The sequence below is a fragment of the Pseudarthrobacter sp. NamE2 genome (assembly GCF_005796205.1).
Classification (GTDB): Bacteria; Actinomycetota; Actinomycetes; order Actinomycetales; family Micrococcaceae; genus Arthrobacter.
The window spans coordinates 53,146-72,771 of record NZ_VAHN01000012.1 but is presented as its reverse complement, the minus strand read 5'-3'; the positions used below and the strand labels follow the sequence as shown (position 1 = coordinate 72,771).

18 protein-coding genes, 1 pseudogene and 1 riboswitch are annotated in these 19,626 nt (G+C 65.5%); of the genes and pseudogenes, 9 read left to right on the top strand and 10 right to left on the bottom strand.

Annotated elements, in window-relative coordinates:
* Positions 1-423: 423 nt before the first annotated feature.
* Positions 424-933 carry an N-acetyltransferase gene (locus tag FDW83_RS14480; protein WP_171027570.1) on the bottom strand — a complete coding sequence of 170 codons (510 nt, stop codon included), beginning with the start codon at positions 931-933 and terminating at the stop codon, positions 424-426.
* Positions 930-1,799 (bottom strand): ribokinase, encoded by an 870-nt coding sequence (locus FDW83_RS14475; RefSeq protein WP_138138780.1) that lies wholly within the window; start codon positions 1,797-1,799, stop codon positions 930-932. The genes FDW83_RS14480 and FDW83_RS14475 overlap by 4 nt, the downstream gene beginning before the upstream one ends.
* A 148-nt stretch (positions 1,800-1,947) precedes the next feature.
* Here FDW83_RS14475 and FDW83_RS14470 point away from each other — a divergent pair.
* Together FDW83_RS14470 and FDW83_RS14465 are read left to right on the top strand one after the other, a co-directional pair.
* Positions 1,948-3,392 (top strand): annotated as a pseudogene (locus FDW83_RS14470) (MFS transporter).
* 29 nt (positions 3,393-3,421) lie between these two features.
* Entirely contained in the window at positions 3,422-4,417 is a 996-nt protein-coding gene (locus tag FDW83_RS14465) for a nucleoside hydrolase (protein WP_138138779.1), read from the top strand.
* Between the two features lie 145 nt (positions 4,418-4,562).
* Here FDW83_RS14465 and FDW83_RS14460 read toward each other — a convergent pair whose 3' ends face one another.
* Complete coding sequence (locus FDW83_RS14460) at positions 4,563-4,841, bottom strand: DUF4190 domain-containing protein (protein WP_138138778.1); 279 nt, start codon at positions 4,839-4,841, stop codon at positions 4,563-4,565.
* A 312-nt stretch (positions 4,842-5,153) separates the two neighbouring features.
* A riboswitch (TPP riboswitch) is annotated at positions 5,154-5,249 on the top strand.
* A 106-nt stretch (positions 5,250-5,355) separates the two neighbouring features.
* Between FDW83_RS14460 and FDW83_RS14455 the strand changes: the two genes are divergently transcribed.
* Positions 5,356-6,120: a 3-oxoacyl-ACP reductase gene (locus FDW83_RS14455; protein ID WP_138138777.1), complete on the top strand. Its 765-nt coding sequence runs from the start codon at positions 5,356-5,358 to the stop codon at positions 6,118-6,120.
* A gap of 14 nt (positions 6,121-6,134) precedes the next feature.
* Positions 6,135-7,508, top strand: coding sequence for an LLM class flavin-dependent oxidoreductase (locus tag FDW83_RS14450; RefSeq protein WP_138138776.1), 1,374 nt, complete (start codon positions 6,135-6,137; stop codon positions 7,506-7,508).
* 40 nt (positions 7,509-7,548) lie between these two features.
* Here the strand turns inward: FDW83_RS14450 and FDW83_RS14445 are convergent, their stop codons facing one another.
* The 3 genes from FDW83_RS14445 to FDW83_RS14430 all read right to left on the bottom strand — a co-directional run bounded on the left by FDW83_RS14445 (position 7,549) and on the right by FDW83_RS14430 (position 10,014).
* On the bottom strand, positions 7,549-8,196 hold the full coding sequence (locus FDW83_RS14445; RefSeq protein WP_240720995.1) for a hypothetical protein: 648 nt from the start codon (positions 8,194-8,196) through the stop codon (positions 7,549-7,551).
* Between the two features lie 597 nt (positions 8,197-8,793).
* Positions 8,794-9,252 carry an SRPBCC family protein gene (locus tag FDW83_RS14435; protein ID WP_138138774.1) on the bottom strand — a complete coding sequence of 153 codons (459 nt, stop codon included), beginning with the start codon at positions 9,250-9,252 and terminating at the stop codon, positions 8,794-8,796.
* Positions 9,253-9,288: 36 nt separating this feature from the next.
* Entirely contained in the window at positions 9,289-10,014 is a 726-nt protein-coding gene (locus tag FDW83_RS14430) for a hemerythrin domain-containing protein (protein ID WP_138138773.1), read from the bottom strand.
* A 113-nt stretch (positions 10,015-10,127) separates the two neighbouring features.
* On the opposite strand from FDW83_RS14430, the gene FDW83_RS14425 reads away from it, so the two are divergent.
* Complete coding sequence (locus FDW83_RS14425; RefSeq protein WP_138138772.1) at positions 10,128-10,553, top strand: hypothetical protein; 426 nt, start codon at positions 10,128-10,130, stop codon at positions 10,551-10,553.
* Between the two features lie 197 nt (positions 10,554-10,750).
* Here FDW83_RS14425 and FDW83_RS14420 read toward each other — a convergent pair whose 3' ends face one another.
* Positions 10,751-11,524: an SDR family NAD(P)-dependent oxidoreductase gene (locus tag FDW83_RS14420; RefSeq protein ID WP_138138771.1), complete on the bottom strand. Its 774-nt coding sequence runs from the start codon at positions 11,522-11,524 to the stop codon at positions 10,751-10,753.
* Positions 11,521-12,249, bottom strand: coding sequence for a FadR/GntR family transcriptional regulator (locus FDW83_RS14415; RefSeq protein WP_138138770.1), 729 nt, complete (start codon positions 12,247-12,249; stop codon positions 11,521-11,523). The genes FDW83_RS14420 and FDW83_RS14415 overlap by 4 nt, the downstream gene beginning before the upstream one ends.
* A gap of 154 nt (positions 12,250-12,403) precedes the next feature.
* Here FDW83_RS14415 and FDW83_RS14410 point away from each other — a divergent pair, with 154 nt between their 5' ends.
* Entirely contained in the window at positions 12,404-13,897 is a 1,494-nt protein-coding gene (locus tag FDW83_RS14410; protein ID WP_205754683.1) for a GntP family permease, read from the top strand.
* An 87-nt stretch (positions 13,898-13,984) separates the two neighbouring features.
* Here FDW83_RS14410 and FDW83_RS14405 read toward each other — a convergent pair whose 3' ends face one another.
* Positions 13,985-14,761, bottom strand: coding sequence for a GntR family transcriptional regulator (locus tag FDW83_RS14405; protein WP_138138844.1), 777 nt, complete (start codon positions 14,759-14,761; stop codon positions 13,985-13,987).
* A gap of 113 nt (positions 14,762-14,874) precedes the next feature.
* Between FDW83_RS14405 and FDW83_RS14400 the strand changes: the two genes are divergently transcribed.
* Both FDW83_RS14400 and FDW83_RS14395 read left to right on the top strand, forming a co-directional pair.
* Positions 14,875-15,762, top strand: a complete 888-nt coding sequence (locus FDW83_RS14400; RefSeq protein ID WP_138138769.1) for a cyclopropane-fatty-acyl-phospholipid synthase family protein — start codon at positions 14,875-14,877, stop codon at positions 15,760-15,762.
* Positions 15,763-15,831: 69 nt separating this feature from the next.
* Complete coding sequence (locus tag FDW83_RS14395; protein ID WP_240720994.1) at positions 15,832-16,473, top strand: class I SAM-dependent methyltransferase; 642 nt, start codon at positions 15,832-15,834, stop codon at positions 16,471-16,473.
* Between the two features lie 82 nt (positions 16,474-16,555).
* On the opposite strand, the gene FDW83_RS14390 is transcribed toward FDW83_RS14395, so the two are convergent.
* Positions 16,556-18,097: a sodium:alanine symporter family protein gene (locus tag FDW83_RS14390; protein WP_138138767.1), complete on the bottom strand. Its 1,542-nt coding sequence runs from the start codon at positions 18,095-18,097 to the stop codon at positions 16,556-16,558.
* Between the two features lie 204 nt (positions 18,098-18,301).
* On the opposite strand from FDW83_RS14390, the gene FDW83_RS14385 reads away from it, so the two are divergent.
* Entirely contained in the window at positions 18,302-19,567 is a 1,266-nt protein-coding gene (locus FDW83_RS14385; RefSeq protein ID WP_138138766.1) for a S8 family serine peptidase, read from the top strand.
* Positions 19,568-19,626: the final 59 nt, after the last annotated feature.

Genomic DNA, 19,626 nt, shown 5'->3' with positions numbered 1-19,626 from the left:
GCGAGCTTCGTGAAGCTCTGTAGACGCGCTCTCTTTAGGGAATGCCACTACGAAGGCCGCCTTGCGGGAATATGGAGTCAAGCTCAAAATGGGCGCGAGTCCCTCCAGGATTTCCCTCAGAGGTCATGGAGTGGACGCCTCAGGCAACGAAGGCAGGAGCGCCGTTTCTTGCCGACTGGGATATTGGTCGGTCGCCCGCATGTCCAACTAAGTAGGTGCGGCGGCTTTTATCTCGAGTATCATTGGCCGCGGACTGGCGGTCCGACCTCAGGACGCCGATGATGACACCGGGATTGATTGAGTTCCCCTCGAGTGTAGGGCCAGTGGGTACGGCAAGGTGGTAGTATTCCTCGCGCCGCGCGTTTGCGCTCAACATTTTCCGTCTCCTGCCAATGGAGTCGTAAATCTGCAAGTTCGGACAGTTCAACAGGCCCAGTCAGCGAGCTCTAGCCGGAAAACCCATAGCAGGACGTCCTCTCCCGGCACGTACCAGTCCCGCTCGGGTGCCCGGCGGAAGCCCAGCGATTCATACAGGGCGTGCGCGCGTTCCATGAATGTCGCGCTGGTGATGCTGATCGCATCTATGCCGGGCAGCCGCCGGGCATGCTCCACGATCTCGCGCACGACGGCCCGGCCCACCCCTCCGCCCTGGTGCGCCGGGTCCACGGCCAGCATCCGGAATTCCAGTTCCCCGTCCTGCGCGATCTCGCTGTAAGGCTGGCCAGCGAACGTCAGCGTCACCGCGGCCGCCACCTTCCCGGCGGCCTCCGCCACCCACACCTGCGCGTGCTCGGCGCGATTCTCCACGTCCTCCAGCACGCTCATGTACGGATGGTCGGCAGTGAAGTGCCCGGCCCGGAGGTAGGCGTCACGGGTGATCCTCCGGACCTCCGGGAAGTCCGCCGGCACCGCCCGCCGAAACACAAGAGTCACGAGGAAGCGCCGGAAGCAGCAGCGCTCCGCTCCACGTAGTGACCCAGCTGTGCCAAATCCGGCTGGGAAGAGGGGTCACCCACGGCGTCCGCCCCAACGGCATTCGCCACAGCCAGCGCCCGGGCGTAGCCCAGCCCGCTCCGCAGCGCCAGGACCAGGGCGGCGCAGAACGCATCGCCTGCACCCACCGTGTTCGCCACGGCCACAGACACAGAGGGGGCCTCGGCCACCTTCCGGCCGTGCTCGAACATTGCCGAGCCGTCTTTGCCGTACGTCACCGCCACCAGCTTCGCCTCCGCGAGGGCCGGGATCAGGGCGTACTCGCTCTCGTTGACGATCACCAGGTCGCACCGCTCCAGCAGCTCCGCCGGCAGGTCCATGGCGGGTGCCGCGTTCAGCACAAAGAAGCCCTGCGCCTTCCGGGCCGCCTTCAGCACCACGTCCAGCCCGACCTCGAGCTGGCACAGCACGGTCTCCTCCGGGCCGAACTCCACCCCGTCCAGTGACAGATGCGCGTTGGCGCCCGGGCACACCACAATCTGGTTCTCGCCGTCGCGGTCCACCACGATCAGCGCCGTCCCGGTCGGCTGGGGGAGGACGGCAACGTCGGACGTGTCCACGCCGGCGGCAGCCAGGGCGTCCAGCATCCGCTGCCCGGACGCGTCCTTGCCCACGGCCCCGACCATCCGGGCACTGCCGCCCAGGCGTGCGGCGGCGGCGGCCTGGTTGGCGCCCTTGCCGCCGGGCTGCTCGGACAGGACGGCGCCGCCTATGGTTTCGCCCGCCGTCGGAAGGCGTTCGGCGGTGGCAATCAGGTCCAGGTTGATGCTGCCGACCACGGTGACGGCAGGACGTGTTGTGTTCATGGGAAAACTCTCTCAGGGGGAGGGCCGGAAGCGGCCGGGCTTTCGAAAAAGTGTAGCGCATGGTTGTACTTGTGAGTCATACATGGTTGTATAACAACTCGAACCGCCACGAAAGACGATCCCTTCTGCTCGAACAAAGGAGTTTGATGTGAATACGCCGACCCCCGCCGCAGCCGCGCCGCCTGCGGAAGGAGGCGCCGCCGTCGTCATCCCCTACGATGACGCGACCAAGCTTTCCGGCCGCCGCGCCGCCCTGCTGATCTCCACCCTGCTGCTGGGTGTGCTGTCCTTCCAGCTGAACGCCAGCATGGTCACCCCCGCACTGCCGCAGATCGCCGCGAGCTTCGGCGAAAGCGCGGACAGCGCTGCCCCTGTCCAGTCCATGTTCTTCCTGGCCGGCGCCATCGCCGGGCCCGTGATCGGCCGGTGGAGCGACTTCATCGGCCGCCGCGCCGCGCTGCTGCTGGTCCTGGGCATCATGGGCGCCGGCACCATCCTCTGCATCGCCGCGCCCACCCTGCCGCTGCTCGTCACCGGCCGGTTCCTGCAGGGCGTCTCCAGCGCCGTGTTCGCGCTCGCCTACATCGTGCTCAGCGAGAACCTGCAGGCGAAGGTCTTCGGCACCTCCGTGGGCATCATCGCCGCCATCAACGGGGGAGTGGGCGGCGTGGACGGCTACGTGGGCGGGCTCATGGCCGAGACCCTCGGCTTCCGGTCCATCTTCGTCGTCGTGCTGATCCTCACCGCCATCGCCGCTGTCTGCATTTTCCGGCTGGTGCCCGCCGGGCGTCCTGATGGGGTGCGCGGCGCCATGGACTGGTGGGGCGCCGGCTCCCTCTCGCTGTTCCTGGTGTTCCTGACGTACTTCGTGTCCGACGGCTCGGCCGCCGGCTGGACCTCGCCCACCGCCCTGGCCCTGCTGGCCGGCACCGTTGTGTCCTTCGCCGCGTTCTGGATGATCGAGAAGCGCCGCAGCCACCCGCTCATCGCCGTGCACCACCTGCGCTCCGCCAGGTGTGGCCGGTCATCGCCACCACCGTCCTCACCCTCGCCGGCATCTTCGCGGTCATCAACTTCACCGTGGTGCTGCTGAGCCAGGATAACGACGGCGGCTTCGGGCTTTCCGCCTCCATCTCGGCTTTGCTGTTCCTCACCCCCGCCGCGCTGATCGGCGTGTTCGCCGCACCTTTGGCCGGGTGGCTGGCCGACCGGCGCGGCTGGGTGCGTACGTTGCGGCTGGGGACCTCGCTGAGCCTCGTGTGTGCCATGGTGGCCGCTGTGTTTTCCTCCAGCCCTGTGGCGGTGTTTATCGCCATTGCCTGCCTGGGGATCTTCTACAACGGCTTCTTCCTGACTGCCATCAACGGGCTCTCGGTGCTTTTGTCACCGAAGGAGGCCCCGGCTGCGCTGCCCGGCATCAACGGTGCGTCATTCGGGATCGGGGCGAGCCTCGGCGTCGTGCTCGTGGCGCCGTTCGCCGCCCAGGCCACGGCAGCCGGGTACGCCACCGCCCTCTGGATCTCGGTGGGCATCACCGCCGCGGCGTTCATTGTCAGCCTCTTCGTCGCCGCCCCCAAGGGCGAGACGGTCTGACCCCGCTATCTATTTCGAAGGACTCTATTGTGACTGCCCCCGTTTACCTGGACTGCGACACCGGCATCGACGACGCCCTCGCCCTGGCCTACCTGCTCGCCTCTCCTCTTGCTTCCGTGGTGGGCATCGGGACGGTCAGCGGGAACGTGAGTGCTGCGGTTGGTGCCCGGAATACTCTGGACCTGCTTTCCTTGGCTGGTGCTGCTTCTGTGCCGGTGGCTGTTGGTGCGCACGATCCTTTAGTTGGGTCCTTTGGCGGCGGGTCGCCGTGGGTGCATGGGGAAAACGGTGTGGGGGAGGTTGTACTGGAGCCTTCTGCTGCTTCTGTTGTTGCCGAGTCCGCGGCGGAGATGCTGATGCGGCTAGCGCGTTTGTATCCGGGTTCGTTGCGGGTGGTGGCGATCGGGCCGCTGACGAACATTGCCGAGGCGTTGCGGCTGGAGCCTGCGCTGCCGTCTCTGGTGGAGTCGGTGACCGTGATGGGCGGGGCCGCGCTGGCGCCGGGAAACATCACGCCGGTGGCCGAGGCGAACATCTGGCACGACCCCGAGGCCGCCGCCCTGGTGCTGGCCGCCGACTGGGATGTGACCCTGGTGCCGCTGGACGTGACGATGGCGTCTGTTCTAGAGGAGTCGCACCGTCAGGTGTTGCATTCTTCTGCGGAGGCGGTGCCGCGGGCGCTGGGCGAGATGCTCCGGTACTACTTCCGGTTCTACGAGGGTATCTACGGCCGGCCCTGCTCCGCGATGCACGATCCGCTGGCGGCGGCGCTCGCTGTTGGTGCTGTTAAGCCTGCCCTGGCACCCGTGGTGCGTGCCGCCGTCGACACCTCTGACGGGCCAAGCCGCGGGCAGACCGTGTGCGACATGCGCGGCCTGTACGCGGGATACCCGGAGGTGAAGGGCGCGCGGTGCCGTGTGGTCCTGTCGCTCGAGGAGGACTTCGCCCCGCACCTGGTGGAGACGCTGCTCGGGCACTTTGCCGGCACGACGGCGGCGCTCGCCTCAGCAGGGTCGGTCGCCTGACGGCAGCCCCACCACTAGGAGATTTTGTCCAGATATGCAGGCTTTGGCACGATTCAAGCCTGCATATCTGGACGAAAACTTCTGTCGCGTCAACAGAAAGACCCTCTGCCCGGAATCCCGGGAAGAGGGTCTTTTTGTTGTTCGGTCAGCCCTGGTAGGCGGCGGCCGTGGCGAACATGATGATGATCAGGATGACGGCCAGTGCCATCGACACGTAGCCGATGACCAGCGCGGCAATGGCCAGGCCGCGGCCGCCCTCGCCGGTGGTCTTGATCTGGTTCAGCGCGATGTGCCCCAGGATGACGCCGAGCAGGCTGATGAAAAAGGACGAGACCAGCGCGATGATCGCCAGGGTGTTGGTCTTGGCCGGCGTGTTGGGCTGCTGGTAGCCCTGGTACTGCGGCTGGTACTGAGGTGTGCTCATAAGTGATGCCTTTCAAATCCGAATGATGGGTCCCCCGGCCCGCACATCGCGGAACGGCAATCACAAAGTACCAACATTCGACAGAAAAACGGCGACCTGTTTGCGTCACTAATGGGTGGCCCGGATGGGCCTGGCGCACGCGGAGAGGAAAATCAGGGCGGGCACAGGGCCAAAAGTGTCGCATTCTGGTCCAACCGCACCGCCCATCATCCCGGTGGCGGCCTGCTGGGTGACGCTGTTGGCGTAGTCGTTGCTCGGGTCGCCGTGCTGCACAACATTTCTGCCACTTCCCCCGGCGGAGTAGAGTCGTCCGTTAGTGACACGGGGTGCCCTGCTGGCAGGGCTGAGAGAACACCCGTTGAACCTGATCTAGTTAGTACTAGCGAAGGGATGTCGCGGATGACTATTCGCCTGACGCCTGAACATGCCCGGGGTAAGTCGTGCCCAAACCCGGGCCCGCGCTGGAACCACTAGTGCCATCCATCCTCCTTCCGTGTAGAGAAAGCGGGAAACCGTGCACATTTCAGAACAGCTTGTCCTCGTCACCGGCGGCGGACGCGGCCTCGGTCACAGCATCGTCCAGGCGTTTGCCGAGCAGGATGCCCGGGTTGTCATCAACTACCGCAACAGTGCCGAGGAGAGCGAAGCCCTGGCAGCAAAGTACGGCCCGGGCCAGGCTGTGGCCCTGCAGGCGGACGTGACCGACGCCGAGCAGGTGGCCGCCATGCTCACCCAAGCCCAGGAGCATTTTGGCGGCCCCGTGACCACCGTGGTCAACAACGCCCTGGCGGACTTCTCCTTCAACGGTGACGCCCGCTCCGGCGCGGCCGGCATCACCTGGCCGGAATTCGAAGCCCAGTTTTCCGGCAGCGTCCGCGGCGCGCTCAACACCACCCAGCAGGCGCTGCCGGGCATGCTGGAGACCGGGTTCGGCCGGATCATCAACATCGGCACCAACCTGTTCCAGAACCCGGTGGTTCCCTACCACGACTACACCGCAGCGAAGGCGGCGCTGCTGGCCCTGACCCGGACCATGGCCGCGGACCTGGGCCAGCACAACGTCTCGGTGAACATGGTCTCCGGCGGGCTGCTCCGCACCACCGATGCCAGCGCCGCCACGCCGGAGGAGGTTTTCGACTACATCGCCGCCGCCACGCCCCTGCGCAAGGTCACCACTCCGTCCAGCTTTGCGGACGCCATCCTCTTCTTCGCCTCCCCGTGGGCCCGCTCCGTCACCGGCCAGAATCTTGTGGTCGACGGCGGCCTGGTCATGAACTGACGGAACGGACGGCCATGCAGGACGGGACCCAGCGCCAACTCCATTTCAACGCCTTCCTCTTTGGCTGCGGCCACCACGGAGCCGCCTGGCGCCGGCCGGACTCACCGGTGGAGCAGCTTGGCGACATTGCCTACTATGAGCAGCTGGCGCAAAGCGCCGAACGCGGACTCTTCGATGCGGTGTTCTTTGCCGACGGCCACAGCGTGGGCAGTCCGGACCAGGGCCCAAGGTGGTTCCTGGAGCCCCTGACCGCCCTGGCCGCGATGTCGCGTGCCACCAGCAGGATCGGGCTGGTCAGCACCGTATCCACCACCTTCTGCACGCCCTTCCACGCCGCCAGGATGCTGGCATCCCTTGACCACATCAGCGGCGGCCGGGTGGGCTGGAATGTGGTGACGTCCATGTTCGACGCCGAAGCCCGCAACCACGGCATGGAAGCCATGCCCGGCCACGGGGAACGGTATGCGCGGGCCACCGAGTTCATAGAGGTAGCCGGGCGGCTCTGGGACTCCTGGGCTGACGATGCGCTGGTGATGGACCGCGCCGGCGTTTACGCGGATCCGGACAGGTTGCAGCCGCTGCACCACGCCGGTGATCATTTCCGGGTGGAGGGCCCGCTGACCGTACCCCGGCCGCCCCAGGGCCGGCCGGTGTTGTTCCAGGCAGGCGCCTCCGAACAGGGACGCGATCTGGCGGCCCGGTACGCCGAGGGGATCTATGCCGTGGCGTATGACCTGCCCTCCGCCCAGGACTACTACGCCGACATGAAACGGCGGATCGCGTCGGCCGGGCGGAACCCGGGCAAGGTCGCCATCATGCCGGGCCTGGTCACCTACGTTGGTGCCACCGAGGCGGAGGCCCGCCGCAGGCAGGCCGAGGTGGACGCGCTGCTCCCGGCCACGCACTCGCTGGCGCAGTTGGGCACCTTTATTGGCCAGGACTGCAGCGGGTGGGAGCTGGATGCCCCTGTTCCGGCCCTGCCGCCGGCCAGTGAATTCACCGGCCCGCAGGGACGCTACACCACGATCCTGCGGATCATCGAAGCGGAAAAGCCCACGGTGCGGCAATTGCTGGGCCGGCTGGCCGCCGGCGGGGGTCACTGCACCATGGTGGGAACGCCGGAGCAGATCGCCGACCAGATCGAGCTGTGGTTTTCTTCAGGCGCCGCCGACGGCTTCAACCTGATGCCCCCGCTGCTGCCGGAGTCACTGGACGAGTTCGTGGACCGTGTAATCCCTGTACTGCAGCGCCGCGGTCTCTTCCGCAGCCGCTACACCGCGGAAACCCTGCGCGGACACCTGGGACTCGAACGCCCCGCTGCACGCCGGCATCAGGGACGTGAAAAGGCATTGCAGGAGGTTGGTGCCCGCCCACCTGGCCGGGGCTGATCAGGCACCTGGGTAATAAACCGCCGCCGGGCAAATTCCCTCAGCCGGGACTTCCACCCAGCACGTCCACGTGTACATGGTCGAGGTGACGAAGGATCTCGTTGCCGGGTGCAGGTGCGTCGTAGTCCCGCCATTGCCCTCGTAAGCTGTGTGCGCTCCAAAACCGGTCGTCGAAAATGACGTACTGGATGTCCAGGTCCTCGGCATGGGCGACGAGCCAGTGCGCCAGTATCCACCCCTGGCGACGGTTCTCCTCGGTCACCGGGCGGAAGAAAATGTCGATCGCCCGGCCGTCGTAGTGCGTCGAGTCCGCCCCGTGCCCCTGATCTACGCCACCCGGGGCAAACCCGCCCAGGCTTTGGTCACCGAACACCTCGGTCATTGCTGCGCGCAGCTGCTCGGCGCGCGGTGTCAGCCCGGTGGCACCTAATTGCTGTTCCTGCAAATCCCTGTCGGCCGAACCCCGGCAGGTCAGGGAAGGGCCGACGTCTCCGGGTGGCCCGTCGACCAGCCGCTGCAACACCGCCGCGTCGATGCCGGAGGTGTCCGGACCTGCAACCCCGCGGGCGAGGAGCGCCACCGCTGTAGTAGCTCGCTTCGCTGCATCACGATCAAGTCCCACCTCCCCCTCCGGGGTTTCGACGACGCACTCTGGCCGCCAGAGCAGCGAGCCGTCCTCTGTGCGCAATTCACTGAGTAAGCGGGGACCGAAAAGTACCAGCACTGACGCGAGCCCTCCGAGCAGAAAAACACTCAAGAGCAGCCGACGCACACGGTGCTGGCCCCGATATGTCTTGTCGGCGGTCATCGCCTAAGGTGACGCGCATGCGGGCTGGCATAGGTGGCGGGACCGGCCAACTCAGGGGACAGCGCTGAGGTTGAGCTTGCAGTGGCGAGCACGGAGATTCTGTTCACCACGACGTGCCCCTTTGGTAGCTGGATGCTGCAGTGTTAATTGTTTCAAACCCGGGGGCTTGCAGTGCAATGCAGCTTGGTCCTCTCGCTGGTGGAGGACTTCGCCCCGCACCTGGTGGAGACGCTTCTGGCTCCGGTGGTCAACCCTGTCGAAACCGCACTCGTTGGTTGAGCCTGTCTGAACCACCCACCACTAGGAGTTTTTGTCCAGATATGCAGGCCTTGACACGATTCAAGTCGGCATACCTGGACAAAAACTCCGGGAATGTCCCGAAGGATTCGGCCGGGGGCACACCCCAGGAAGCATGCCTCCGGGGAGGGCGGCGCTGGCCATGAAACCGGGGAGGCCTGCTGGGTGATGCGGTTTGGCTTAGTCCTTGCTTCGACGATATTGCTCGGCGGCAGGCACCCACCTTCGGAAATCGGCCGCCAGCATGGGAACGAGCAGGGGGCGGAGCAGCATCATAACCAGCCGCTTAGGCAAGTTGCGGGGTGCCAGCTCGATGTGCATGTCCGCGCGTGTCCCCAAGCCCTCGGGATGGAGATCGATATAGGCTGTTCCGCCGTCGAACAAGCCACCTATAACGCTGTTGACGCTTCTACGCGGCCTTTCATAGACAAGGTAGTCGGAAACGCTTCGCAGGCGGAGGGGGCCGGCCTTCATGACCATCGTGTAGCGGGGCGTCCCGTCCGACCGGAGTTCGTAATCCTCTATCCTTTCGACCATCTTTGAAGCAGCGGCGACACGCTGCAGCCCGTCGCCGAAAATGAAGTCCCAAACTGCTTCCGGCGTCTGGTGAAAACGGGCAGAGACACTTATTGGCTTCATGAAGGTACCTCCGGGACGCTTCCAGTTGCCCTGCGCCTAGAGTGTTTCCGGGATCGGGCGCCCCGGGAAGAGCGTCGCGTACTGTTTCCGGTACAGCTTCCGTCCGACCAGGCGGTACGCAAGCCGCACCGGCACGGGGATTTCCTTGAACAATTCCTCCCGCTCTCCGGGCGGATTGGTAGCAAGTACCATTCCGAGATAGCCCACCAGGAACTTCTTGTCGAACTGCTCAATCCCGTGCTGGCCGAGGGCGGACAGTTCCTTTTCGCTCATGACCCGGTCCACGGCTGGCATCACCTCTGTGACCTCCCGGCGCAGGTGCACGTTGAGGAGAGACTTCAGGTCCTCGTACCGTTTTGCAAGTTCTTCGCCGGTCTCCCTGTCGGCTGTTTCCATCCAGCGCAGGCGGATGGGCTCGACTCCTTCCAGCCGTTGGGTTACCTGTTTGTGGTGCTCGAGCATCTGTGCGATATGCAGCGCGCAAGCCGGTGCCCGCTGCCCCAGTTGCGGGTACATGAGCAGGTCCTCGCCCTCGTGGTGCACATGGAGCACCTTGTCGAAGTTCCCCAGTACTTCCCCGACATATTCGGCGCGGGCGGTGTCTCCGGACGTGACCGACCGGACCAGGCCCGGAGCCTCGTCGTAGGCCCAGAGGAAAAAGCGATGAACACGCCGCATGGTTGCGGTTCCGGTGCAGAGCACAGGACCCGGCGGAAGAGGAGCTGCGGTCTCGCCGGGCTGCATGGTGAAGAAGTCGGTCATTGTGTGCGCCCCTAACTGGAATCAGCAAGACCAGGACCTCTCCCCGCGAGCATCGTAGCGTCTACGTTTTTGCCGCACAATGGATTACTCCATTGGCCTCGGAAGGATTAGCTATGAAGGCATTGGCCGTGACCTCCGCCGTCCAGCTCGTTCTCGGGCTTATGGGGCTCCGCAAGGCGCTGCGGGACCGGACCTCGTACGACGTGTGGAAGTTCAAGGGGGACCCCAAACACATCGAACGCGACCACTGGGTTTGCGGGACAAACCTCTCGGCGCCGGGCGTGATGCTCGTCCTTCAGGGACTGGCCATCGTTGGGCTGCTGGTGCCGGGGAAGCGGCGCACGGCTGCGAAGACGCTCTGCATCCTCGGTGCAATCATGAGCGGCGGCTACCCGGGTGAAAAGTCAGTCCGCCAGGCTTGGCGGGGAAAAGTCCCGGACAGGGCGATGGTGCAACTGACTGCATCAGCCACCGCTCTGGCGGTTTTGATGGGTTTGCTTGGCTGGCGTGAGGTGAAGCGGCTGCCGAAGGATGGCTGAGGTAGTTTCTGGCAGCCCGGCCTGCTAGGACTGGAGCTGCTGCATTACCGAGAGGTGCCCCGCCCGGGCCACTGGAGCTGGCCGAGGCTGACTGACCAACAGCGGACGGGCGGCCAACAGACATGCCGGCCGCACCGACGTCGTACTTCCTGCGTGGGCTTCCCGCATCCTCCGCATCCGGGCAATCCGTAACCGCTCTACGAAATTTGCAGTCCGCCGTTGATGTCGTAGGTTGCCGCGGTGATGAAGCCGGCGTCTTCTCCCATGAGGAAGGCCATCAAAGCCGCCATTTCATCCACGGTTCCCACGCGGCCCACCAGGATGTCCTTGGACATCTCTTTCTTCCGCTCGTCGGTCAGCTTGCCGCCCATGATGTCGGTGTCCACCGGGCCCGGGGCAATGCAGTTGACGGTAATCCCGTGTTCACCCATCTCCCGTGCCAGGGCGCGGGTGAAGCCGATAATGCCAGCCTTGGCCGAGCTGTACGCGACCTTGGAGTAGGTGCCGCCGCCGCGCTGGGCGGAGATGGACGAAATACTGACCACGCGGCCCAGTTTCCGGTCGATCATTCCCCCGAGCACGCGCTGGGTAACCAGGAAGGTTCCGGTCATGTTGATCGCGAAGACCCGTTCCCAGCCTTCCTTGGTTTCCTCCATGAACGGGCGCGGCGAGCTGATGCCGGCGATGTTGGCCAGGGCCACGATGGGAGGCAGTTCTGCTTCCACCCTGCTGATGGCTGCATCGATTGAGGCTTCGTCCGAGACGTCCGTCTGCAGGCCCAGGGCCTTGACCCCGTGCTTTTCGCCGATGTTCTTGGCTGCCAAGGCAGCGGCCTCGCCGTCGATGTCAAGGATGGCAAGGTTCCACCCTTCGCGGGCCAGCCGGTCGGCGGTCGCGCGGCCGATCCCGCGCTCTGATGCTGCGCCGGTCAGGACAGCGGTGCGTTCAGCGGGAAAAGGGGTCTCGGTCATTCTGTTTCAACTCCTGTGTTGGATTCCTGTGCTTTGATAAAGCGCGCATAGTCGTCGTAGGTCTGGTTGATGTGGTCGTCCATGGCCCTGCGGGCCGTTTCCGGTTCTCCGGTCGCAATCGCCGCCAGAACCAGCCGGTGATGCTCCAGCGCATGACGCTGGACCTCGGGGAACGCTGATGTCTCCCGGCGCGTGGTGTAGAGCAGATGCCCGAGCTGGCCGAGCAACGCGGGGAGGAACGGGTTCGCCGACGCTCTGAAGACCACGTTGTGGAAGGCAAGGTCAGCCAAAGTCACGGCGTCCAGGTCGCCGGCCTCATGGGCCGTCTCCAGATCTGCGATCGCCTTGTCCATGGCGGCAAGATGCTCAGGCGTGGCATGCCGGGCAGCCAGTTCGGCCGCCCCCGTTTCCATGATGCGCCGGACCTCGAGGAGTTTGAGTGCTGCTTCATCAATCCCAGTGCCGCGCGCCGCTGCGCGGAGGATGGCCTCCAGCCCCGTCCATTCCTCGGGCGGGTTCACATAGGTGCCCAAGCCCCTCCGCACCGTCACGATGTTTTGGGCCTGCAGCGTCTTGAGCGCCTCCCGCACGGTGAGCCGGCTGACATCGGCGGTCTTGGCGATCTCCGCCTCCGCAGGCAGCGGCGCCTGCGGCTGGAGGGTGCCTGAGAGAATGCGCTCCAGCAGATCAGCGAACACGGAGTCCGCGAGGGTCTGACGGCTCATCTGCATCCCTCCTTTGGCAGCTTGTCAGATGTCTTATGTCCCGATAGTGTGGCACCCATCACTCGACGGAGTCAATTCCACCAGGCACTGGCCCCGTTCGAAAGGAGCAGCCGGGCAGCGCGCCCGCGCTCTTGTCCCCAAGGAGTACATCACCGTGGATATACAACTATTGCTTGCGCTGGTACTGGGCATCGCGACCATCGTCGTGCTCGTACTTCGCACCCGGCTGGACGCCTTCGTGGCGTTGCTGATAGCCGCCCTCGTGACCGGCCTCGTCGCCGGCCAGGCCCCGCTGGACATCGTCAAAGCCATCACCACCGGCTTCGGCAACACCCTTGCCTCTATCGGGATCGTGATCGGACTCGGTGTGGCCATCGGCAAGATCCTTGAAGTTTCCGGGGCGGCCAACGCGCTGGCCCTGGCTTTCCTTCGCTTCTTCGGCAAAGGCCGGGAACCTTGGGCGATGGGTACGGTCGGTGCCTTGGTATCGATCCCGGTCTTCTGCGACTCCGGGTACGTGATCATGAACCCGCTGGCCCGTTCCATCGCACGGGTCAAGCGCGCCGGTTATGTGGCACTGGCGCTGGCGCTGGGCGTAGGCATGACCCTGACGCACCATCTCGTACCGCCCACGCCCGGCCCCTTGGCCGTGACTGGCCTGCTGGGCGCGGATATGGGCGCGGTAATCCTCACCGGTTTGGCCTTCACCGTCCTCCTCCTCCCGGTTGCCGTGGCCTACGCAAAGTGGATCGGACCCAAGCTCGAAGATTCCGTCTCGGAGGAGGTCCGCGAGGCTGTTTACGGCCGAGCCGCTTTGGTGGGCGCCACCGAGGGATCAGACCGCGGCGGCTCGGAAGCGGGCGCCGGGTATGATGCCGCCGGCGTCCGGGAAGGAGAGCTTCCGGATGATCCGGAGCTGGAACTGGGTACTGCACCCGCCGGTGCCAAGCCGCACCGTGTCAGCGCCTTCCTCGGTTCCCTGCCGCTCCTGGTCCCGCTGCTGCTGATTGTGCTGAACACGGTCACGGGCGCCATTGACCAGAACGCCCAGGGGGTTGTCGGCGGAACGTACGAGCCGTCCGCATGGGTTGTTCCCTTCGCCTTCATCGGGAATCCGGTCATCGCCCTGATCATAGGCGTCCTGCTTGCCGTCTACGTGCTGTTGCCGCGGTGGACTCCGCGCGGTAGGGTCCAGGGCTGGTTTGCCGAGGCTGCTGCCTCCGCCGGCCTGATCCTGCTGATCACCGGTGCCGGCGGTGCACTGGGACAGGTGCTTCGAAGCTCAGGTGTCGGTGATGCACTGGCGGAGGCCATTGCCGCCAGCGCGCTGCCGGCCTTCCTTGTGCCGTTCCTGGTGGCCACCCTCGTGCGGCTCGCCCAGGGCTCGGGTACGGTGGCGATGATCACCGCGGCGTCCGTCACTGCCCCGCTGGTGGGAACACTCGGCATTGATCCGCTGGTGGCCGCAATGGCTTGCACCGCCGGTTCCATGATCCTTAGCTACTTCAATGACTCCTACTTCTGGGTGGTTACCCGGTTCACCGGGCTTGGCGGCACCGCAGCGCTTCGGGGCTGGTCGGGCATCACCACCGCCGTCTGGGCCGGATCCATCCCGCTGCTGTTCATCCTGAACCTCGTTATGGGCTGAGTCCCATTAGGCAGAGGGCCCCGGAATGCAGCATTCCGGGGCCCTCTGCCTTGCCAACGCCTTATCGAGGGGGCCAAGGACTTTCAGTCAGGACTGGAACTGCTGCATTACCGAGAGGTGCCCGGCCCGGGCGGACACCAGGCACTTGGCCAGGTAGAAGGGCCGGTTGCCGTTCCGGACGTACTGCGTCAGGACCAGCACCGGGTCCGACGGGCGCAGGTCCAGCAGCTTTGCCCGGCTCGGTCCCACCTGGCTGAGGCTGATCTGGCACTCGCCCGGCCCGGGCAGCCTGCCCAGCTGCCTGGTGAGCGTGGCAAGCAGGGTGGCGCCGCCGTCGTCGTTAATTTCAAGGGGGGCGTTCTTGCCGAAGCTGACCGGCTGGGCCGTGACGTTTTCCTGCAGGTGGGCGATGGCCTCGCCGTCGCGGATCAGGACGGACTCCCAGAGCCAGCTGTCGGTGCCGGGCTCGACGCCGACGCCGGGGGCGACGAATTCGGACGCGGGCTGCCGGACCACCTGGGTGCGCTTGACCTCCACTCGCTGCCCGGGACTGCCAAGGACGTCCTCGAACGGCTGGATGCGTTCGATGCCGATGCGGGGGAGCGTGTCCGAGACGAAACGTCCGACGCCGCGCCTCGCCCTGATCAGCCCGTCCTCCTCGAGGAGCATGAGGGCTTCGCGGACCACGGTGCGGCTGACCTTCATGTCCGTGCCGAGTTCGGTCTCGGTGGGGATCATGGAGCCGGGTGTGAGGAGGCCGTTGCGGATGGCTTCGGCGATCCGCGAGTACACCGCCACCCGCAGCGGCGAACCGGGCTGGGCTGCCACCGGCTGGGACAGGAACCGGGCGGCGTCCTGGTGCACGTTGTTGCCTCGCTCTTTTGATTGGTCTAGGGACTTCCAGCCTACCGGTGAGACGCGCGTGTTGGACAAGCACGCTCTTCCTTTGGCCCGGAGCGCCCCTGTAGTGTCAGGGCGTGATAGTCCCCGATATCTCCCAGGACGAAGTGGCGGTCGCGGATCACTACGACGAGCTCGATCCCCTTTACCGCCGGGTGTGGGGGGACCATGTCCATCACGGGCTGTGGGCGACGGGCCGCGAGACGACGGGCGAAGCCGTCGAGGCGCTGGCCGACACCGTTGGGGACCGGTTGCGACTCAAGCCCGGCCAGGGGTGCGTGGACATCGGCTGCGGCTACGGCGCCACTGCCAGGCGGCTCACGGCGACACGCAGGGTGCGCGTCACCGGCTTTACGCTTTCCACTGAGCAGTCCCGCTACGCCGCCGCGCATCCCGTGCCGGACGTGGACATCCATGTCCGGGACTGGCTGGTCAACGGTCTGTCCGAAGCGTCGGTTGATGCGGCATGGGCGATCGAGTCCAGTGAGCACATGGTGGACAAGCCAAGGTTCTTCGCCGAGGCGCACCGCGTGCTCTCGCCCGGCGGCCGCCTGGTTGTCTGCGCGTGGCTTGCCGGGACTGACGCCGGCGGATGGAAAGTCCGACACCTGCTGGAGCCCATCTGCCGCGAAGGGCGCCTGCCCTCAATGGGCACGCGCGAGGAATATGAGGCGATGGCAGCTGCGGCCGGCTTTGCGGTCACTGGCTACGAGGACGTCAGCCGGCGGGTTGCCCGTACATGGTGGATCTGCGCCGGCCGACTTGTGAAGGCCATATTCGTTGACCGCGAGACGCGCCGCCTCGCTCTGGGCGCACGCAATCGCAGCGCTGTCCTGAGCATTCCCCGCCTGATCCTGGCATACCGTACCGGTGCGATGCGCTACGGGATATTCACGCTGTCGAAGGCCGGGGATGATGGGGCGCGCCGGGAACCCGGCACATCAACGCAGCAGGAGCCGGCCTGAGCGCAGGCACCCTCTCAGGAAAGGCACCGCATGGACCAACCGGCTGAAGGCCCCGCTCACAATCAAAAGTTGGAGCGTGCCAAGCATCCGCGGTTTGCGCGGGCATACGCCCGGGCTGTTGACAAGATGGACCGCCGCGGAGCCACGGAGCACCGCCGGCGCCTGCTGGCGGACCTGCACGGATCCGTCGTGGAGATCGGCGCCGGGGCCGGATCCTCCTTTCCGCTCTACCCGCCTGCGGTCACGCACGTCCTGGCACTGGAACCTGATGATTACTTGAGGGACCTGGCTCAGCAGGAGACCTCCAGGGCGTCCGTGCCGGTGACGGTGGCTGCCGGGGTGGCTGAGCGGATCCCGGCGGACACTGCCAGCCTCGACGCCGTGGTGGCCAGCCTCGTCCTATGCAGCGTGGAGAACCAGGCCGCCGTCCTCGCGGAAGTCCGCCGTGTCCTGAAGCCCGGCGGGACGTTGGCCTTTTACGAACACGTCCGTTCCGAACAGCCTCTCCTGGCCGCAGTTGAAGACGTGCTCACGCCTCTCTGGCAGCGCGCTGCCGGAGGCTGCCATCCGAACAGGGACACGCTCCGCTCGATCAGGGAAGCGGGATTCACCATCCAAGACAACCGCCGGTTTGGCTTCGCTCCGTCGGCCCTGACCCCTCCCATGGCGCACATCCTCGGCAGGGCCACGAGCCCGGGTCTTCCCGATTGAACCGGCTGCGGCCGTTAACGGCAGTGCGCCGCGCCGACTAAGCGGCGCGGCGCACTGCCGCGTGGCTGGAATGCCTTGCGCGTTAGACGCGCGTGGCGTCCTTCTCGAGGTCCGCCTTCTTGTAGGACTCCCAGAAGGTGGCCCCGGTGATATCGAGGGGCCGCGGGTCGAAGACCGGATCCAGGCCGAGCTTCTGCTGCCGCTCGTAGTCCTTGAGGGCCTTGAGCGCGGGCTTCTGCAGGATCAGGATGCCGAGGATGTTCAGCCAGGCCATGAGTCCGACGCCGATGTCACCCATGGTCCACGCGTCGGCGGCCGTGTTCACGCAGCCGTAGGCAACCGCAATGAGGATCGCTACCTGCAGGGCCATGGTGGTCACCCGGCCGAGGCTTGCCCGGATTCCGGGGACCAGCCTGTTCGAGGACTTGCCCAGGAGGAAACGCAGGTTGGTTTCCGCCATGTAGTAGTAGGCGATGATGGTGGTCAGGCAGAAGAAGAACAGCGTGATGGCGATGAACGCGGCGCCCACCCCGGGGAAAACGGAATCAAAGCCCGTCTGCACGAACTGCGGACCCACCGTGGCGGTGGCAGAGAGCAGGCCGCCCTCAGCGAGGACTTCGCCGTCCTCGCTTCCTCCGGCGAAGACGCGGTAGGCGCCGGTGGAGAGGATCAGGAAGCCGGTGGCCGAGCACACGAACAGCGTGTCGATGTAGACCGCGAACGCCTGGACCAGGCCCTGCTTCGCCGGGTGCGAAACTTCAGCCGCGGCCGCAGCGTGCGGGCCGGTTCCCTGCCCGGCCTCATTAGAGTAGACGCCGCGCTTGACGCCCCACATCACGGCCAGGCCGATGATCGCTCCAAGGGCAGAGTCCATGCCGAATGCGCTGCGGAACACCAGGGAGAGGATTTCCGGTAGCTGGCCGGCGTTGAGGATCACGACGATCAGCGCAAGGAGGATGTAGCCGGCGGCCATGAACGGCACCACGAAGGATGCCACGCTGGCGATGCGCTTGACGCCGCCGATGATGACGAAAGCCAGGACGATGACGGTTCCAACGGCCACGATCCACGGTTCCACGGTCCACGCGCCGCCGATGGCGGTGGCCATCGAGTTGGCCTGGACTCCGGGGAGAAGGACGCCGCAGGCCAGCACGGTCACGGCCGCGAAGACGTAGCCGTAGACCTTGAAGAAACCGGCGCCCTTGGTGTGGGCGAACGCGCGGGAGAAGTAGTAGGCCGGGCCGCCGCGGTACTCGCCGGTCAGTGGGTCGCGGGTCTTGTAGATCTGGCCGAGGGTGGACTCGATGAAGGACGTGGATGCGCCGAGGAAGGCGACGGTCCACATCCAGAACAGGGCGCCCGGCCCGCCAAAGGCGATCGCGGTGGCGACGCCGGCGACGTTGCCGGTGCCGACGCGGCCGGACAGGGACATGGCCAGGGCCTGGAACGAAGAAACGCCGGAGGCCGACTTCTCGCCGTGCACCAGTTGCTGGAGCATTCCCTTGATATGCCGCACCTGCAGGAAGCGGGAACGGACGGAGAAGTAGACACCGGTGGCGAGGCACAGGTAAACGAGCCAGTCGCTCCAGATCACGCCATTGATGGCGGACAAAACATCGCTCATAAGTGTGGGTTCCCTCCATAAAGAGCGTGGGTGATGCTGTTTGTGCGGCGCATGGTCGGATGGACACACAGGGCGCGCACAGCACAAAAACCTGTGAAGCATCTCACATGGCAGCGGTGTTAGTCCAAACGGCTGTCGGGATCAACAGATTTTGGGGGCATTTACCCCTATCCAGCAGGTGCCCCCGCGCGCACTATTGGCGCTATGGGAAAAGTCGTCCTGGCTATCTTCGCCGCAATCATGATGGTGCTCGGCACCATCGCCTTGGCAGTTCCTGGCAGCGCAGCCCCGCCCGATCAGTCCCAAGCGGGCCGGATCCTGGTCAAATTCCGCGACAACGGCGCCGCGGCCGATATCCTGCGCCGCTACGGTCTCGGCGAAGGAGCCGAAATCGGTGGCACCGGCACCCGCGAAATCCCGGTGTCTGCCAGTCGGGAATCCCAATTGATTGCCGCGCTCAGCAACAACCCCGCGGTTGAGTACGCGGAACCGGACCACGTTGTCTACGCAGCCTCCGCTGACCCCCTGTTCGATTACCAGTACGCGTTGAAAAACGTCGGCCAGTCATTTCCCAACAACAACCCCGACTACCCCATAAACGTCCCCGGCGGCACGCCAGACGCTGACGTCGACGCCGACGAAGCCTGGAACGTCACCACCGGCATCGGCCTCAAGGTGGCAATCCTGGACTCCGGCGTGGACGGCAACCATGAGGATATTTCGCCCAAAGTGGTTGCGCGGGCGAATTTCAGCAGTTCATCAACCAGGACCGGGGACGTGATCGCCGAGGACTACTACGGGCACGGCACCCATGTGGCCGGGATTGTGGCGGCCACTGCCAACAACAGCCGTGGTGTTGCAGGAGTGTGCCCAGGCTGCACCATCCTTGCAGGAAAAGTGCTCAATGACAGCGGCGTCGGTACCAGCTCGAGCGTGGCGAACGGCATCAACTGGGCAGTCAGCAACGGCGCGAAGGTGATTAACATGAGCCTCGGCGCGCAGGCGTCACGAACACTTGAAGCTGCCGTGAACAAGGCCTGGAGCAAGGGGGTGGTGCTCGTTGCCGCGGCAGGCAACGGCGGCAACCAGGCCCGGATCTACCCGGGCGCCTATTCCAACGTGATTGCCGTCGGTGCCACCGACAACAACGATGCCAAGGCGGCCTTCTCAACCTACGGCTCAAGCTGGGTGGACATCGCGGCGCCGGGGGTCAACGTCTACTCCACCTTTCCGAACCACCCGTATGCACTGGCCGGGCCGAACAACCGCGCCTTGAGCTACGACGTCGGCAGCGGCACATCGATGTCCTCACCGATTGTCGCCGCGGTCGCGGCGCTGGTTTGGAGCTCGCATCCAGGGGCCACTGCCGCGTCAGTCCGGGAAAAGGTCGAATCCTCGGGCGAGGTCAAGAGCGGTATGGAAACGTTCTGGGCGCACGGCCGCGTCAACGCCTACCACGCCGTCGAGTAGCGTCGGTCTGCTCCTTCCGGAAGGCTCAGGAAGCTGGGTTTATGAATCAGGTGCCATAC